We start from the raw sequence: 16,607 nt of genomic DNA, 5'->3' as shown, positions 1-16,607 counted from the left end.
AAGCGCTCGTATCCCGAAAAGGGGTTCGAGGCGTTGCGCCACCCGCGCAGGATGGGTTCCTTCATGCAGGATTCGGGGCGGTCGGCTATCCACTTCGCGAGTGGCTGCCGATGCGGGGTGACATCAGTCGTCGAGCCTTTTGATCTCGCCATAGGCGCGATAGAAGTTGCCGCGCGAGGAGGGGCGCAGCTCGTCCACGACATAGCGGCGACCCGCTTCGCGGATGTTCTTCGGGAACTGGACGTTCCAGGCCTCATAGCCTGCACTCACCACTCGTACCCGTAACTTGGAGCCCTCCTGATAGCACTCGACCACCACCTTGTCACCGGCGTTGTCGACGCGCTCGACGCTCGATTGAACCTGGGCAGCGGCGGCCTCCGTGGGTGCGGTAAAGGTCTTGGCCTCGGGCACCGTGCCGGCTTCTGCTGCCTCGATCGCGGCATCGGAGACGTCGAGACAGGCGAGCGTGCCGTCCGAGGTGACGATATAGAGGCGATCGCGATGGTATTGCATGGACAGGGCCGAGCCGCAGCGGGTGGCCAGCTTCCAGATCCGCTTGCCGTCCTCGGCGAAGCAATAGACGGATGAACTGTTGTCACCGGCAAAGACGTATTTGCCATCCTCCGCAGTCGCACAGGAATAGACCGTGCTGTCACACACATAGGTATGACCCGGCTCGCCACGCTTGGTGAACTGCAGCACCTTGTCCGCGCTGGTGGCGGCATAGACATGGGATTCTTCCTGCCAGCCGAACAGGACCTGGCCATCGGTGTTCGCGTGCCAGATCTGGGTGCCATCCTCCCAGTCGTACATGGTGATGCCGCCGGTGTGGCCGTGGTAGACGCCAAGCTCGTCGCAACGCACCATCCAGCCCGACTTGCCACGGGACTGTTTCTCCCACTGGGATTCGTCGTCGTGGTTGATGATCACGATCTTGCCGTTGGCGTCCGCCACGCCGAGCACGCCATCGGCGATATCGAGCCAATAGATATCGGTGCTTTCGTGGATCTCGTAGGCCACCATTGGCGCCTTGGACGAGAGGTCGTAGACCTTGCCGTCGTCGCAGCCGGCGTAGAGCCAATCGTCGTCGGCGACGATGCATTTGACGCCGTCGGGCAGCTTGAACTGATGGGTGACGTTGCCCTCGTGGCTGAGACGGAAGACACGCCCGGCCTGGGTGCCGGCCCACACGGACGTCTCGTCGACGAAAATGCCAAAGGTGGCGGCGCCGGTCTCGAAGCGCCAGATCACCGGCGATGGCTTGGATCTGGATGGCGAGCTGGCGGTGGCGCGTCGGGTGATCGCGCGTTTTTGGCGAACCCCCATCACCGCGTTCTCGTAGCCCTTCTTCTTCTTTGCGCTGATCTTCTTCTTGGCCTCGGCGAGCGCCTGTTCATGACTGGGAAAGCTCTTTTCCTGGCGCTGTCCCTGGTCGCCGATACGCCCGTAGCGGATGGTCAGGAGACAGTCGTTCACCGCGACTTCGTAGAACTTGTGAGCGCTACCTTCCGCTTCGGAGAGCTCGAGATACTCTAATTGGTCGGCCATGATCGGCTCCTTTTTTGGTCGTATCGGGTCGAGGCGTGCGCCGAGCGGGATGCCGATCTCTGCAGACGACCCTTCCCTGGCACGCTTGAGCCTAAATTCGGCAATTGGAACCGCAAAGGCGCGAAGGACACGAAGAAAAACATCGAGTTGCCTTGCTGCATCGCCTCACCCCTTGGGTGAGCATCGCTTCGCGGGCAACATGTTGAAATTCTTTGCGCTCTTTGTGCCCTTTGCGGTTCATCTCCTCTTTTCAGGTTGAAATCTCATGCTGTCAGCGTCTAAAACAGCTTCCACCAGTTCTTCTTTTTCTTCGTGCCATCGACGACTTCGGGCGCTGTAGCGTCGCGCTTCGGCTCGCTCGTCGGGCTGTCAGTCGATTGGCTGGGGCGTCTGCGGCCCTTGAAGGGGGTAGCCTGCTTCGGGTAGCGGGCGATCAGCGCGGCCACTTGCGCCTTGAGCGGCCGACCCTTGGCCGGATCCACCATCGCGACATAGTTGGCGAACCCTTCGATGGCGGCCATCAGGTCGACGCCGTTATCGCCTGTGGCACGGCCCCAGCGCTTGCCTGCCGGGCCGTCCTTTTCGATCTGAAAGAGCGTGGCGCGGAACCGCCTGAGGGTCTCCCGAGGCACCGCAGGGCGCTCGTTGACCACGATCCCGGTCACCTCCTGTCGCCGGCTCTGCCTGAGCACCCGTGTCTTGTCCGGGTGGACGACGAACCCGTGGCGTTGCACCAGCCACCGGACTCGTCCCAGCAATCGGCCCACGTCTGCATTGGCATCGTCGGAGGAGAAGCTCAGGTCGTCGGCGTAACGCGTGTAGCGAAAACCGAGCTGACGGGCGGTCTTCTCCAGCGCCCGATCCAGGCCGCGACAGATGAGGTTCGTAATGGCCGGGCTGGCCGGCGATCCTTGCGGCAGGACCCGATCGCCGAGCGCCACGAAATAGCGCTGGCCGTCGAGCTCCACTTCCTGGGTCTCCGGCGCGGTGCAGATCAGTCCGAAGATCGAGGCGACCTGCTCGCCATAACCGAGGGATTGGAACAGCCCTTTGGTACGGCGATAGCTGACGGTGGGGAAGAAATTCTGCAGGTCGCAGTTGACGACCACCCGGGACCCCAGATGGGGTTGGGCGTTGGTGAGGATGGAGCGCCCGTGACGAAAGCCGTGGGCATGCTCGTCGAGCGCGACCGGGTCGAGCACGTTGGCCAGGATCCAGTGCTGCGCATGCTTGAGCTTGGGCATGGGCGCCGAGATCGCGCGCTTACCGCCGGTGCGTTTGGGAATGAAGAAATGCACATAGTGACTGACCCGACTGGTCGTGCATGCATAGGCGAGGAAGCGTAGGGTGCCGAGGTCGATCCCCATGGCCGCCGCCACCGCCGCCGCGTCGGCGAGCTCGGGAAGGCCGTGCTCGGCCAACCGCTCGGCGTCGCAGCCCTTGTGCCCGAGCCCGGCGGACACTCCTTCCCCGAGAAATCCGATATCCGTTTCTTTCTTGGCCTTCCAGGTCTCGGCCCGCGCCTGGCGTTCGGCCAGCTTGCGGGCCTTGGTCTCCTTGCGGCGCTCACGGGCCTCGGCCATGCGCCGCTTGCGGACCTCGCGCTTGAGCGCCTCGATATTGTGAAGCCTGGTCTGCTCGGTGCGCAGCGCGCGCAGCTGGGCCTCGAGCTCGGCGCGTCGGCGGATCTCATCCGCCGGGTCCTCCGGCATGGTGCCGGCGGCCGGCCAGAATCCGAGGCGAATCATTTCCTCGACGATGACGGAGTCCTTCGAGCTCTTGCGGATGCGATCGTACAGCGCTTGGCGAGAGGAGGGTTGGCTCATGGCTCGGCTCGGCTCGGGTCTGTTGGCGTGCATCTGGGGCGGTCTGACGGCGAGCCATTGTTCGAGCGTGCGGGACGCGCCGAGAAAGACTAGCCGCTTCGATGGTGGCGAGCCACAAGGCGCGAGCATCGACGGGCCTCGCGATCAGGGCACCAGCGGTGATGGTCGACAGGCCCGGATGTGGTGAGGTGGCAGGCACGGATGAGGGTGGTGAGGAGGGGGCCGGAGCGGCGCGGAGTCCTTTCGAATGACTCAGGACTAGATCGTCTCAACTCCAGGCGATACGCCCCCTAGGTGCACCTTTGAATCCAAGGGATTCAACCGGCAAAGGCACCTAGGGGGCAGTATCGCCACAGTTAAGAGCGAGCTAGTGACGCATGAATAACCACTTGGCAAAGACGGCGATCCGCCGCCCAGAATGCAAAGGATGAGTCCGCTTCCGATGTCGCGCCTCTAGAGAGCAACGCGACAAGGGATGACCACGACAGCCTGATCCTCCTCACCGAAACCGGTTCCAAAAGGAACGTTTTTCACTCTTGGCCATGCGCAGCGCCAGAATGTGCTCGCATGGCCCCTGGAACAACTTGTTCTGCTGATAGAAATTGCAGCTGCAATGAGCCTGGATCATACGTCGATCCGCATCGAGCAACAACATCGCTCGATGGACGTGTTTTCCGTCCTTGACGGTGCCCGTGAGCTCCAGGCATTGATCCGGGGCGGCGTTCCTCCGAACCGAAACGCGATGCGCTTCGACCAGACGCGTTGCGGCCTCCTCCCTGGGACTCGCGAAGCGCAGCCTGTCCATCGGTAAGGGTTCGCGCGACAGCTCACGGACCCGGTAGACGCCCTTGTCGATGTCGAAGATGGCACGGCCGGCCTGCGTGTAGGCGGACAGTGCGCCCAGCACGATGGAACGGTCGAGCTGAAGCCGCCGGGCCAGCGACTCCGGGGCCTCGTACCAGTTTTCCTTCAGGGCATCGAAGACGCGACGCTTGGTCAGGTCGTCGACGTCGGTACGCGGCGCCATCAGGTCGAAGTTGCCGGCGCTGGACCAGTCGTTGGCGGTCCAGCCCGACAGCCCCAGCGTGAAGCTCATGTCTCCGAGGTCGGCGACATAGAAGGCGGGGAGGCCGCTGCCGAGCAGATGGACGACGAAACGTTTGGCGACCGGCACCAGCCGCTCGAGGATATGGATGCGCCGTCGTCCCCAGACCCGCACCTCTTCGGCCGTGTCGCCCTGATAGATCGAGCGCGCGCAGATCACTTCGATGTTCCAGGGCTCGAAGACGACCTTGACCGGTTGGCCGGGCGTGAGCAGGTAGCGCATGGAGCGGGGTCCGTGCAATTCCTTGTGGCGCCGCAGCACGAAGCAGAAGTTGTGGATGTCCATCGGGTGCAGCTCGAAGGTGATGGCCGGTAGGCTCATCGCTGAACTTACCTGCAGGAAGCCGCGCACCCAGGAGTCTGGCAGGTCGATCTTGACCTCTTTGTAGCTGTCCTCATTCGTCGTCTCGACCTCGAAGCCGGACGGATCCACCTCCAGCCGCGTGGTCTTGTAGCTACGGATCTTCTGGAATTCGTCGTAGAGTGCCTGGGAATAGTCCACATTGGTGGTGCCGCAGGCGCGCTCACCCAGGCTGGTGAACACCTCGTAGCTGGCGCCGAGCTTGCCGTAGGTGGATTCGTCCTGGGAGAAACATTCGAAAAAGAGCTCGTCCGGATGGACGGTGATCACCGGATCCAGGACGTACCAATAGTCCATGTCGGTGCGGTAGAGGTAATCGAAATAGCGTTTTCGCGCCCGATAGAAGGGGGCCATCCGCTCCGAGCTGGTGCGGCGCAGCCCGTCCAGCTCACGACGCAGCGTCTCGATCTGCTGCCCCAGGGTGCCGCGCTGCTGGAGCACTTGCGCCCAATCGAGCTCATCTTGGGTAGCGAGCCATTGCATGTAGGCGGTGCGATCCTTGGGCTGGAACCGCAGATCCGAGACCACGACATCGTGTAGGGCGCTGATGGCCTCGCGGAACGGCAGGGATTGCGCCAGCTCGCCGCGAAAGAAGGTGGGGGCGCGCTTGGTGTCCGGAGCAAAGGACATATCCGTGCGATCGGCACCGCCCTGCACCGACGAGCTGCCGCGATAGGCGTAGCTAAACTCCATATTCCCCCCTGCGGCTCGACGGTGCGTCGTGCTCCGGCGCATTGATCGGCTGCAGCGGCAGCGCGATCCGTGGCCAGGTCTGTTGGATCCGCACCATGCCTTCGATCAGCCGAGCCTTGTCACCGATGACCATGGTCACGGATTGGCGCGTGAAGATCCGTGCCACCAACTGGGCGCTCGCCTCGTCTGCCAGCGCTTCGGCGACCAGGAACTGGAGTACCCGGCGTTTGGCGATGCGTCCCTTGTTGACGCGCGAGAGGATGGAGACGAAGTAGGGCTCCAGCTCGCCGAGCCGCACCGCGTTGCCGCTGGCGTAGCGTTCGAGGTAGTTGGTTGCGAACAGCTGTAGCGCCTCGGATGGATGCTCGGCTAGCTTCAGCAGATACTGCTCGCCATGCGCCGAGTCGAAATAGCGGGTGATCAGCTCGCGGCCGAAGGCTTGGACGTCCGGGCGCACGCTGTCGCAGATGGCGACGAGTACCTCGGGCGTCAACTGGTTCGCATCGAAGCTGTCGCGAAACAGGCCGAAGGCCCATTCGCGGGAGTCGTCCCACTTGGCGTCCAGCAGACGCACCGTCTGCGCCATCGACTGCTTGAGGCGATCGACACTGCGCTCGCTGAGCTGCCAGCCGGCCTGGCGCACCGCCAGCACCTGGTGGTTGGCGAGCCGAACGATCTCCTTGATGGTCAGCGGCTCGGTGAAGGTGTCGCGCTGCAGCAGCAGCCCGCCCAACTCCTGGGCCTGCGGGACCTTGCAGCGCAGGAGCTTGAAGATCTCGTCTTTTCCGAAGACGGGGAGTGCGGCCGACAGTTCGTCGCGCAGGAGACTCAGCAGATGGCTGTGTACGCCATCGGGCGCCTCCTGGCGCAGACCCTCTACCAGCATTGCGGCAAACGCGGCCCCGAACGCCGGGTCGCGCTCGACGAGCCGGGCCAGCACCGGTCGGATGGTCTCGCGCAGGTCGGCGTGCTCGCTGCAGGTCAGGGCATACAGTAGCTCCGGACGCTGGGTGAGCTCCTGATCCTGGAGCTGCCCTACCAGTCGTGCCCCGATGATCCGCAAGCTGGACGTCTCCGAGCGCAACAGGGCCAGCAGCAGGTCGTCGGCGACCTGTGCGCTTCCTTTCGCTAGCAGGATGTGCCCGGCCAGCTCCCGCAGCGCCACCAGCGGATGCGCCGCCAGGTCGCGGATCACCGGGTCGCCGATCGCCTGCAGCTGTCCGGCGAGAGCCCGGATGACGACGTCCACGGCTCCGGCCGCTCGGTCGGCGTCGTCCGGGCCGAGCAGCAGGAGGGCGGACAGGATTCGCCCAACCAGGACCCGAGCCTGGTGCTCGGGCATGATGGCCCCGAGGAGCAGCTGTTTCGCCAAGTCGCGGGTGTCTTGGTGGGGCGCGAGCACCAGGGCCGCGATCAGGCCACTGTTCGCCAGGAAGGGCTGGCGATTGCCTTCGATCCAGCGAAAGGCGGCCTGGCGTGCGGGCTCGTAGGCGCAGCAGGCGACTGCGGACACCAGGTCGAAGTCGATGTGCATGGGGTCATAGCGCCGCTCGGCCAGCTCGAACCCAAGCTGGGCCGTGACCTCATACGGCCGTGACAACAGCATGATCAGGGCGTCGGTGTCGAGCTGGTCGCAGAAGGCGCGATTGTCCCTCAGTGCCTTAACCGCGAACTGGTGGACCGGAAGGCAGTTGCTCTCGTCCAGCAGGTGCAGTAGGCCCTGCGGCAATCGGTCCCACAGCTCCGGAAAGGCCTCCTCACGCTCCGGCACATCGCGCTCGATCGCGGCGCGGTCTTCGGCGCGAAAGGTCTTGTGCCCCTTGTCGGGGCGGAAGCGCCTGCTGTTGCGATAGAGCAGCTGACAAAAGACCCAGTACCCAGCAAAGGGCGGCCATAGCTGCTGGGTCTCGTAATAACGCCTCTCTCGATGGTCGTAACGCACCTGCTGCCGGACCTGGATCTCGCCGCCATGCGCATCCGTGAAGGGCACCAGTGCACCGACTGCCAGGCCGACCCAGTCGTTGGAGCCGAGCTCGCCCAGACGGCGCAGCAGGCGCCAGCTGCGTCTGACGAGATAGGCGCGCCTCCAGGCATTGCCGCCGCGCTCGGTCTGGAAGCGAAAGGCGAGCAGGCCGAAGGCGCGGCCGTCCCGTCTGAGCTCGGCGCACTTGTAGATGCGCTTGAGCGCGCGGAAGCTGTTGTCGGCGAATGGGGGCAGCTCCGACAGCACCTGGAGCACCGCTGGCGCCAGGTGCTCGTTGCCGATCAGATAGGCGGTATGCAGCGGCTCGTAGTCGTTGCGTTCCACAAGCCCCCTCAGAACCCGCGCTGCCTCGGTCGCGGGGCCTTCCCTGGCTGGCGTCTTCAGCGCCGAGGGCAGGGTGTCGATCAGACCCCTGAGAAACCGCTCGCGATCGGCGTCGCTGTAGAGCAACCTCAGGGCTTCCCCCGCGATTTGGCGCAGATCGCTCCGCTCTCGTGGGCTTTCGAAGATGCGGCGTAGCGGTTCGATGGCGGTGATCGATCCGCTGCGGCCCAAGGCCCACGCACAGCAGTAGCGTCGCAGGGCATGGGTGCGCGGCTCGCAGGTCCGGAGGATGGCGAGGATCTGGGGCTCGGCCTCGCGCAGCTCCAACTCACCGGCGCGCCAAATGGCGCGTTCCAGCGGCCAGTCCGAGCGGGATTGGTCTGCATCGCGCAGACGGCGCAGCACGGCCTCGGCTCGGGCGTCATTCTGGGTCTGGGGCGCGTTCTCGTCCTGGACGCTGGCGGTCCGATTAGGCGCCGGAGCAGAGGGTGGGGCACGATCGGCCCGCGCCTCGGCAGGCTCGTAACCCTTGGTGATCTTGTCATCGACCAGCTTGTCGAAGACCTGATCGGCCTCGGCTCGACTCACGGGCGCGATGGTCTTGGAGCCATCGCGCAGCGTGGCCCCGAATCGGCCGTAGCGAAAGTTGACGACGAACTGGTCGCGGCCCACTTCGCACAGATCGATCTCGTAGACCTTGTGGGATCTGCCGGCGTGAAACGCGAGCTTGACCTGCTTGACCAGCTTCACGGCCGTGGTCTCCGGTTTGGTAAGACGAAGATCCTACTGACCGTGTTCATCGAGTGTCAATTCAGTGAGCCGCTGATGATGACGCCTCTTTGGTTCCAAACGGACAGAATTGACTTCCACTCTGTTTGGCGTAGCTTATGACGACATCGGCGGCTCTCCGCCGTGATCGCCGATAGACGGTGATCCCACAGACATTCATTGGGGGATTCCCATGAATCGCTACGATCTCGCGGTCTATATCGGCCGCTTTCAGCCGTTTCACGACGGCCATCTCGCCTGCGTGCGTCAGGCGCTCGATCTGGCTTCCAACCTGGTCGTCCTGGTCGGATCCATCAACCGTCCGCGCAATATCCGCGATCCATTCGGCTATGCCGAGCGGCGCGAGATGATCGAGTCCGCGCTGCCCGCAGAGCTGCGCGAGCGGGTCGTGATCACGGGCGTTGCCGACCGGCTTTACAATCTGTCGAGTTGGGTTGCCGGGGTGCAGGGCGCCGTGGATGGGATCGTCGCGGCCGTGGCCGGCGGCGAGGCCTCCATCACCCTGGTGGGTCATCGCAAGGATCACAGCTCCAGCTATCTGGATCTCTTTCCGCAGTGGGATTTCAGCCCGGTCGAACCGGTCTCCATGCTGTCGGCGACTGAGATCCGCGATGTCCTGCTGGGCGAGGGCGTGTCCGACCTGGACGAGATTTTGGCCGCCCAGCCTCTGCCGGACGGGGTCAAGTCCTATCTGCGCGACTGGATCAGATCCGAGCCGGACGCCTGGGAGGCGCTGCGGCAGGAATGGGCCTTCGTGCGTCGCTATCGCTCACAGTTTGCGGCCTTGCCCTATCCGCCCATCTTCCAGACCGTCGATGCCGTTGTGCTGCAGGCGGGCCATATCCTCATGGTCGAGCGCGGCGCCCAGCCGGGGCGCGGTCTGCTGGCCCTGCCCGGCGGCTTTCTCGACGTCGATGAGACCATCGAGGACGCGGTGATCCGCGAGCTGCGCGAGGAGACCGGCATCAAGGTGCCCGAGCCGGTTCTGCGCGGCAGCATTCGTGCCCGGGCGCGCTACGACGACCCGCAGCGATCGCTGCGCGGGCGTACCATTACGGATGCCTTTCTGTTCGAACTGCGTCCGGGACCCCTGCCGCGCGTCAAGGGCGGCAGCGATGCCCGAAAGGCGCAGTGGATCTCGCTGGCCGAGTTTCAGTCGCTCGAATCGCGGATCTACGAGGACCATTACCACATCGTCCAGGATCTGCTCGGGCGCGCCGTCTGACACGACCGCGCGCCTCCGATCGCCGGCCCGATCCGGGCCGGCCCATTCCCGGGGATTCCGGGCCATAGGGGAGAGACCCAATGAACGCATCCGTTCCGTCGCCATTGAACGCCAACCTCATTCTCAACAGCGATTCCTACAAGCTCTCGCACTATCTGCAGTATCCGCCCGGCACCGAGGCGGTCTTCAGCTATGTGGAATCGCGCGGCGGGCGTTTTCCGCGCACGCTCTTCTTCGGGCTGCAGATGTTCGTGCGCGACTATCTGTCGCGGCCGATCACTCGGGAGATGATCGAGGAGGCGGCAGACTTCCAGGCCCGTCACCTGCCCGGTGCGCCTTTCAACCGCGCGGGCTGGGAACACATCCTGAACCGGCACGGCGGCTGGTTGCCGCTCCGGCTGTGCGCGGTCGCCGAGGGCAGCGTGGTACCGGTGCGCCAGGTGCTGGCCACGGTGGAGTCCACCGATCCGCAGGTGCCCTGGATCGGACAGTACGCCGAGACCGCCATCCTGCGCGCCATCTGGTATCCGACCACGGTCGCGACCATCAGCTGGCACATCAAGGGTCTGATCCGGCGCTATCTGGAGGACACGGCCGAGTCGCTCGACGGGCTGCCCTTCATGCTGCACGACTTCGGTTCCAGGGGCGTCAGTTCGTTCGAATCCGCCGCGCTCGGGGGTGCCGCGCATCTGGTCAATTTCCAGGGGTCGGATACCTTGGTCGGGGTGATCGCCGCCAATCGCTATTACGATGCCGAGATGGCGGCCTACTCGATCCCGGCGGCCGAGCACGCGACTGTCACCGCCTGGGGCGAGGAAGGGGAGCTGGACGCCTATCGCAACATGCTCGACCGTTTCGCCCGCCCCGGCGGTATGCTGGCGGTCGTCTCCGACTCCTATGATCTGGAACGCGCGGTCGGCTATTGGAGCCAGGAGCTGCGCGACCAGGTCCGAGAGTCCGGCGCGACTCTGGTGATCCGGCCCGACTCGGGACATCCGCCGACCATGGTGCGCCGCACTCTGGAACAGCTGGCCGAGGGCTATGGTGCTCGGGTCAACGCCAAGGGCTACCGGGTGCTCGATGGGGTGCGGGTCATTCAGGGCGACGGGATCGATTTGGATTCGATCGGCGAGATCCTGGCCGAGGTCAAGCGGGCCGGATTCTCGGTGGAGAACCTGGCCTTCGGGATGGGCGGTGCGCTGCTGCAGCGGCTTGACCGCGACACCCAGCGTTTCGCCTTCAAGGCCAGCGCCATCCGGCGTGACGGGGTCTGGCGCGATGTCTCCAAACAGCCGCGCACCGATCCCGAGAAGGCGTCCAAACCCGGCCGGCTCACCCTGCTGCACAACCCCGAGTTCGGCACCTGGCGCACCCAGCGCGAGGAGGAGCCGCTGGAGTCCGGCTGGCGGCCAGCGCTGCAATGCGTCTATGAGGACGGACGGATCCAGGGGCATCAGTCGCTGGCCGAAATCCGTGCCCGCGCCGATGCGGCCTTGGCGATGTAGGTGCCCGAAGCGGTGTCGTTGTCGCTTGGGGCGCGCGCCACCGCATTCCCGAGGCTCGGCGCCGATGTCGTCCGATCCCCGGTTGCGGGGATCCAGGTCGGTTACCATAATGCCAAGATTTTTGCCGCCCTCGAAGGCGGTGACAGAACAATAAAAGGCGAATCACCATGAAGATCGGAATTCCCTCGGAGACCTGCCCCGGAGAGACGCGGGTCGCCTCGATCCCTGAGGTCGTCAAGAAACTGGTCGGCAAGGGCTTCGAGGTCTTGGTCGAGTCCGGTGCCGGGATTGCTGCGGGCTTTCCCGACGCCGAATATGAGGCGGCCGGGGCGCGTCTCACCGACCGCGCTGGCGCCTACGATGTCGACCTGCTGCTGAAGGTTCGGCGCCCGGATGCCGAGGACGTCGAGGCGATGCGCGCGGGCGGTCTCTATGTCGGTCTGTTGGAGAGCTGTGGCGAGGACGCAGTGCTTTCGGCCATGCTGGCGAAGGGAATGCGCGTGTTGGGCATGGAGCGCATGCCACGCACCTCGCGTGCCCAATCCATGGACGTGCTGTCCTCGCAGAGCAACATCGCCGGTTATCGCGCGACCATTGAGGCGGCGGCCCGTTATGGGCGCTTCTTTCCCATGATGATGACCTCGGCCGGTTCGGCCAAGCCGGCGCGGGTCGTGGTGCTGGGTGCCGGTGTCGCCGGTCTGCAGGCGATCGCGACCGCTCGCCGTCTGGGTGCAGACGTGCATGCCTACGACGTGCGCCCCGAGACCCGCGAGCAGATCCTCTCGCTCGGTGCCAAGCCGATCGATCTGGACCTGGGCGAGAGCGGGGCGGGCGAGGGCGGTTATGCCAAGGAGCTCTCGGACGAGGCCAAGGCGCGCCAGCAGGCGGCACTCGGCGACGCGCTGGCCAAGGCCCACGTCATCATCACTACCGCGCAGATCCCCTGCCGTCCGGCGCCCGTGCTGGTGACGGAAGATGTCGTCCAGCGTATGCGTCCGGGGTCCGTCATCGTCGACCTGGCGGCGGCGAGCGGCGGCAATTGTCCGCTCACGGTCGCCGACGAGGTGGTGGTCCGTCACAACATTACACTCGTGGGATTCACCAACTATCCCGCGATGGTCCCGGCGGACGCGAGCGCCTTCTATGCCCGCAACCTGCTCAATCTCCTCGACATCATGGTGAGTCCCGGCGAGGCCGGTCCCGAACTCGCGGATCTGACGCAGGACGACATCACCGCGGCCATGCTGGTCGAGTCGGCCGCCTGACCGACGTCCGCAGCGCCTCCGCCGTTCGGTGGTGGCGCCCACACAATCACGATTTGGAGTTACGCATATGCCCGAGGCACTGGATCCCTCGATCGTTGCCCTTTACGTCTTCGTCCTCGCCTGCTTCATCGGCTACTGGGTCGTCTGGGGCGTCACCCCGTCGCTGCATACCCCGCTGGTGGCCCTGACCAACGCCATTTCGGGCATCGTCCTGATCGGCGCGCTCTTGGTCGCTGGCGATCCCAATGCCGGGATTGTGGTTCAATTCTTCGGCTTTCTCGCGGTTCTGCTCGCCTCGATCAATGTCTTCGGGGGCTTCTTGGTGACACACCGCATGCTCTCGATGTTCAAGAAGAAAAAATAATAGAGGCGGTCAGCGATGGAACTTTCGATCAATCAACAGGCCCTGGCCTATCTGCTTTCGGCCATCCTTTTCATTCTGGGGCTCAAGGGTCTGACGCATCCGTCTACGGCGCGCCGGGGCAACGTCTACGGCATGCTCGGCATGCTGATCGCCATCACGGCGACCCTGATGGGGCGTGATGTTCAGTCCTACGGCTTCATCATCGCCGGCGTCGCCGCCGGTGCCGTCATCGGCAGCATTCTCGCCGCGCGTATCCAGATGACCGCCATGCCGCAACTGGTTGCGGCCTTGCACAGCTTCGTCGGCATGGCGGCCGTGCTGGTCGGCATTGGCACCTTCCTGCACCACCGCAGCGCCGATCTGCTCAATCCGGTGCTGATGGCCGAGATCTCGGCCGGTGTGGTCATCGGCGCCATCACCTTTACCGGATCTGTCATCGCCTTCGGTAAGCTGCAGGGGCTGCTGAGTGGCGCCCAGGTCAAGTTCGCCGGACAGCATCTGCTCAATGCCTTGATCGGACTGCTTGCGGTAGCGCTCGCCGTGCATTTCGCGATGACCGGCAGCCTGCTCTCGCTGATCGCCATGACGCTGCTGGCTCTGACGCTCGGCGTGACCCTGATCATTCCGATCGGCGGTGCGGACATGCCGGTCATCATCTCGATGCTCAACAGCTACTCGGGCTGGGCGGCGGCAGCGACCGGTTTCACCCTGCACAACAATCTGCTGATCATCGTCGGCGCGCTGGTCGGCTGCTCGGGCGCCATCCTGTCCTTCATCATGTGCCGGGCGATGAACCGCTCCATCATCAACGTGATCTTCGGCGGTTTCGGTTCCGAGTCCGGCGGTGGCGAGAGCGCTGGTGCCCAGGCGGCGGAGAAAGGCGTCAAGTCGGCCTCGGTCGAGGATGCCGTCTACTGGATGGAGGATGCGGGCAAGGTCATCATCGTGCCCGGCTACGGCATGGCGGTTGCCCAGGCCCAGCACTCGTTGAAGGAGCTGATGGAGCTGCTGCAAGGGCGCGGCGTGGAGGTGAAGTTTGCCATCCATCCGGTCGCCGGTCGCATGCCCGGTCACATGAACGTGCTCCTCGCCGAGGCCGATATTCCCTACGACAACGTGCTGGAGATGGACGAGATCAATCCCGAGTTCCCCAGCGCGGACGTGGTCCTGGTGGTGGGCGCGAACGACGTGGTCAATCCGGCGGCCAAGGAAGACAAATCGAGCCCCATCTACGGCATGCCGATCCTGGAGGCCGGGCGGGCGCGTCAGGTCTATTTCCTCAAGCGCTCGATGCGGCCGGGCTACTCGGGGGTCGACAACCTACTCTTCTACCAGGACAACACCTCGCTGGTCTTCGGCGACGCCAAGGACACTATCGAGGGGATGAATGCCGCGCTCAAGGGCGGCGGACACTGACCGGGCGCACGAGACGGCGCCCAGGAGCCGGGCGATGCTGAAGACGGATCGAGCGAGTCAGGACCGTGTGAACAAGGTCGTCATCCTGTTGATGGCCTTGGGGATCTCTGCGCTCTTTTTGGCGATGATCCAGGGGTTCCTGATGGTCCTCTTCCTCGCCGGGCTCTTCAGCGCGCTCGCCCGCCCGCTCTATCTGCGTTTCGAGCGACTGCTCGGAGGCCGGAGCCATCTGGCCTCCGGTCTTTCTCTTTTGGTCGTCGCGGTTATGGTCCTCATCCCGCTGGCCTTGCTGGTTGGGGTCCTGGTCGCCCAGGCGCTCGACGTGAGCCAGGTGATCACCGAGCGTTTCAAGGGCGTCATCGAGGATCCGACCTCCTTTGCCGCCTATCTCCAGCATCTGCCGTTCTACGACCTTCTGCTGCAGCATCGCGATCTCATCCTCGAGCACCTCAGCCAGGCGGCGAGTCTCGCCAGCGGCTTCCTGGTCGAGTCCGTCTCCTCGTTCACCCTGGGTACGGCCAATATTGTTTTCCTCTTCTTCGTCCTCCTCTACAGCATCTATTTCCTGCAGATGGATGGACCGAAGCTGATGGTGAAGATCCTCTATTACCTCCCGCTCAAGACCGCCGAAGAGCGCCTGATGCTGGAGAAGTTCACCTCGGTCACCCGCGCGACCCTCAAGGGTTCGTTGCTGATCGGACTCTTGCAGGGAACGCTCGCCGGGATCGCCTTCGCCGTCGTCGGCATCGACAACGCCGTCTTCTGGGGCAGCGTCATGGCGGTCCTCTCCACCATCCCCAATGTCGGCGCGGCCCTGGTTTGGATCCCCGCCGTAGTCTTCCTCATCCTCGATGGCCAGGTGCTCAGCGGCGTTCTTCTGGCCCTGTTCTGCGGTCTGATCGTTGGCAGCCTGGACAACGTCCTGCGACCCATGCTGGTCGGTAAGGACACCAAGATGCACGAACTGATGATCTTCTTCAGCACGCTCGGCGGCATCTTCATGTTCGGTCTTCCCGGTGTCTTCATCGGCCCCCTGATCGCCTCGCTCTTCATCTCCATCTGGGAGATGTACGGCGTCGAGTTCTCGGACATCCTTCCCGACGTGGATCTGGTCCTGCTTGGATTGCGCGACGCAGAAGGGAGTCAGCAGGTCGAGGAGACGATTTCGGAGTCTGCCGGAGATGTGGCGGGCGAACAGGATGCGGATTCCGGCGCGTCGAAAGGCGAGGTATCCGCTGAGGAGCGGGGCTGATCGGTGACGATGTGTCGTGACAGAAAGGTCACCAGCGCATCGGCGTGAAGGTCGATCGCATCGATAGATTCATGTCCGGCATCGGGGATCGGCAGTAGCTCGACCCGATCGTCCTGTCGGTTGGCATGGATCTGATTCGCCTCCTCAAACGGAACGCGCGCATCGTCCTCGCCATGCACCAGCAGTACCGGACATTGCGCCCGGCGGATGGTCTGGCAGGGGGCGATGTCGTCGAATCGGGCCTGGATGCGGTATTCGATAAAGCGCAGTACCAGCCAGACGATCGGTCTGGGAATATGCTTGGAGCGCAAATGCCGCTCCATCAACTGCTCGGGGTGGGCGAATGCGGCGATGCTGATTGCCGCCGCGAGTCTGGGGCGTCGCGATGCCGTCAGCAGGACCGCGCCGGCTCCCACCGAATGACCGAGCACCGCCAGTCGCTGCGGATCCACCTCCGGGCATCGGGCAACCCAGTCGAGCGCGTCTTCCAGATCCTCCGCGAATCGTGGCAGCGACGAGAGCCCGTCAGGATCGCTGCGTCCGTGATTGCGGGCGTCGAAGAGCAGCACCGCGAAGCCGGCACGATGCAGCGGCACGGCGAAGGGCAGCATCTGCTCGGCATTGCCGCCCCAGCCGTGAAGAATGATTACGGTCGGAGCCGGTTCCGCGTTTTGGTCGGCTGGGATCAGCCAGGCGAACAGCTGTTTGCCCTGGCGCGTCTCGATGCGAGCCTCTCGGTAGGGAAGATCGCGATCGGCGGGCGTGCCCTGTTCTGGGATGCGAGGTGCCCGATAGGCGCGTTGAATGAGGACGGGGGCGAGGGCGATTCCTGCCGCCAGGAAGGTACAGAGGATGAGTAGATTCAATGGTGATGGACCGGATTGATCGAATCCGCTCAAGATACCGGTATTCGACCGGTCTCTCGCGCTGATATTTGTCAATAGAGGGCGA

At 64.2% G+C, this 16,607-nt stretch carries 11 protein-coding genes; 6 read left to right on the top strand and 5 right to left on the bottom strand.

The window, feature by feature from the left end:
• Positions 1–123: 123 nt before the first annotated feature.
• From THIDRDRAFT_RS01685 to THIDRDRAFT_RS01670, 4 genes are all read right to left on the bottom strand, one after another.
• Entirely contained in the window at positions 124–1,548 is a 1,425-nt protein-coding gene (locus THIDRDRAFT_RS01685) for a WGR domain-containing protein (RefSeq protein WP_007039052.1), read from the bottom strand.
• Between the two features lie 278 nt (positions 1,549–1,826).
• A complete protein-coding gene (locus THIDRDRAFT_RS01680) occupies positions 1,827–3,374 on the bottom strand; it encodes a reverse transcriptase family protein (protein ID WP_139058584.1) in 1,548 nt (515 codons plus the stop codon).
• Between the two features lie 499 nt (positions 3,375–3,873).
• Positions 3,874–5,532 (bottom strand): SWIM zinc finger family protein, encoded by a 1,659-nt coding sequence (locus THIDRDRAFT_RS01675; RefSeq protein WP_007039050.1) that lies wholly within the window; start codon positions 5,530–5,532, stop codon positions 3,874–3,876.
• A complete protein-coding gene (locus THIDRDRAFT_RS01670) occupies positions 5,522–8,590 on the bottom strand; it encodes a WGR domain-containing protein (protein WP_007039049.1) in 3,069 nt (1,022 codons plus the stop codon). The genes THIDRDRAFT_RS01675 and THIDRDRAFT_RS01670 overlap by 11 nt, the downstream gene beginning before the upstream one ends.
• A 211-nt stretch (positions 8,591–8,801) precedes the next feature.
• On the opposite strand from THIDRDRAFT_RS01670, the gene THIDRDRAFT_RS01665 reads away from it, so the two are divergent.
• The 6 genes from THIDRDRAFT_RS01665 (at position 8,802) to THIDRDRAFT_RS01640 (ending at position 15,656) form a co-directional block, all read left to right on the top strand.
• Positions 8,802–9,854 (top strand): bifunctional nicotinamide-nucleotide adenylyltransferase/Nudix hydroxylase, encoded by a 1,053-nt coding sequence (locus THIDRDRAFT_RS01665; protein ID WP_007039048.1) that lies wholly within the window; start codon positions 8,802–8,804, stop codon positions 9,852–9,854.
• Between the two features lie 80 nt (positions 9,855–9,934).
• Entirely contained in the window at positions 9,935–11,359 is a 1,425-nt protein-coding gene (locus THIDRDRAFT_RS01660; protein WP_007039047.1) for a nicotinate phosphoribosyltransferase, read from the top strand.
• A gap of 167 nt (positions 11,360–11,526) precedes the next feature.
• A complete protein-coding gene (locus THIDRDRAFT_RS01655; protein ID WP_007039046.1) occupies positions 11,527–12,624 on the top strand; it encodes a Re/Si-specific NAD(P)(+) transhydrogenase subunit alpha in 1,098 nt (365 codons plus the stop codon).
• A gap of 67 nt (positions 12,625–12,691) precedes the next feature.
• The gene (locus THIDRDRAFT_RS01650; RefSeq protein WP_007039045.1) at positions 12,692–12,988 is read left to right on the top strand and encodes a proton-translocating transhydrogenase family protein; all 297 of its coding nucleotides are present in this window, start codon (positions 12,692–12,694) and stop codon (positions 12,986–12,988) included.
• A 15-nt stretch (positions 12,989–13,003) separates the two neighbouring features.
• Positions 13,004–14,404, top strand: coding sequence for an NAD(P)(+) transhydrogenase (Re/Si-specific) subunit beta (locus tag THIDRDRAFT_RS01645; protein WP_007039044.1), 1,401 nt, complete (start codon positions 13,004–13,006; stop codon positions 14,402–14,404).
• 34 nt (positions 14,405–14,438) lie between these two features.
• Positions 14,439–15,656: an AI-2E family transporter gene (locus THIDRDRAFT_RS01640; RefSeq protein WP_007039043.1), complete on the top strand. Its 1,218-nt coding sequence runs from the start codon at positions 14,439–14,441 to the stop codon at positions 15,654–15,656.
• Here the strand turns inward: THIDRDRAFT_RS01640 and THIDRDRAFT_RS01635 are convergent.
• Positions 15,548–16,555 carry an alpha/beta hydrolase gene (locus THIDRDRAFT_RS01635; protein WP_245535759.1) on the bottom strand — a complete coding sequence of 336 codons (1,008 nt, stop codon included), beginning with the start codon at positions 16,553–16,555 and terminating at the stop codon, positions 15,548–15,550. The two genes, THIDRDRAFT_RS01640 and THIDRDRAFT_RS01635, sit on opposite strands and share 109 nt — an antisense overlap.
• Between the last annotated feature and the right edge of the window lie 52 nt (positions 16,556–16,607).

Source organism: Thiorhodococcus drewsii AZ1 (assembly GCF_000224065.1).
GTDB classification, from domain to species: domain Bacteria; phylum Pseudomonadota; class Gammaproteobacteria; order Chromatiales; family Chromatiaceae; genus Imhoffiella; species Imhoffiella drewsii.
This window is presented reverse-complemented; position numbering and strand designations above follow the sequence as displayed.